This is a genomic window from Aurantimonas litoralis, assembly GCF_026153195.1.
Taxonomy (GTDB): domain Bacteria; phylum Pseudomonadota; class Alphaproteobacteria; order Rhizobiales; family Rhizobiaceae; genus Aurantimonas; species Aurantimonas coralicida.
The window spans coordinates 1-1161 of record NZ_JAPFBM010000032.1; the positions used below are offsets into that span (position 1 = coordinate 1).

The 1161-nt window shown below is 66.8% G+C and carries 1 protein-coding gene; it reads left to right on the top strand.

The features are described 5' to 3' along the window. The coding region (locus N7I30_RS21700) for an acyl-CoA dehydrogenase (protein WP_498641061.1) at positions 1 to 1155 on the top strand (1155 nt) is incomplete at its 5' end. Positions 1156 to 1161: the final 6 nt, after the last annotated feature.

The following is a 1161-nucleotide window of genomic DNA, read 5'->3' on the forward strand; positions in this document are numbered from 1 at the left end:
CCGTTCCGGCTCGAGGACCAGCTCTCCGAGGACGAGCGGCTGATCTTCGAGACTGCCCGCTCCTATGCCGAGGAGAAGCTGCGGCCGCGCATCGTCGAGGCCTATCGCAACGAGACCACCGACCGGTCGATCTTCAACGAGATGGGCGAACTCGGCCTGCTCGGCCTGACCCTGCCCGAGGATTATGGCTGCGCCGGCGCGTCCTATGTTTCCTACGGCCTGGTCGCCCGCGCCGTCGAGGCGGTGGATTCGGGCTATCGCTCGATGATGAGCGTCCAGTCCTCCCTGGTGATGTATCCGATCTACGCCTATGGCGACGAGGCTCAGCGCCGCAAGTACCTGCCCAAGCTCGCCACCGGCGAATATGTCGGCTGTTTCGGCCTGACCGAGCCCGATGCCGGCTCCGATCCCGGCGGCATGACCACGCGGGCCGAGAAGATCGACGGCGGCTACCGCCTGTCGGGCGCCAAGATGTGGATCTCCAATTCGCCCATCGCCGACGTCTTCGTCGTCTGGGCGAAGTCCGCCGCCCACGACAACAAGATCCGCGGCTTCATTCTGGACAAGGGCATGAAGGGCCTGTCGGCGCCGAAGATCGAGGGCAAGCTGTCCTTGCGCGCCTCGATCACCGGCGAGATCGTCATGGACGGCGTCGAGGTCGGCGAAGACGCGCTGCTGCCGAACGTGTCGGGGCTCGGCGGTCCCTTCGGCTGCCTCAACCGGGCTCGCTACGGCATCTCCTGGGGCGCCATGGGGGCGGCCGAGGATTGCTGGAAGCGGGCGCGCGACTACACGATGGAGCGCACCCAGTTCGGCCGCCCGCTGGCCCAGACCCAGCTGGTCCAGAAGAAGCTCGCCGACATGCAGACCGAGATCGCGCTGGGGCTGCAGGGTTCGCTTCGGGTCGGTCGCCTGTTCGACGAGGGGGCCATGGCGCCGGAGATGATCAGCCTGGTCAAGCGCAACAATTGCGGCAAGGCGCTGGACATCGCCCGCACCGCCCGCGACATGCATGGCGGCAACGGCATCATGGGCGAGTACCACGTCATGCGCCACGCCCAGAACCTGGAGACCGTCAACACCTACGAGGGCACGCATGACGTCCATGCGCTGATCCTCGGCAAGGCCCAGACCGGCCTCCAGGCCTTCTTCTGAGCCGCG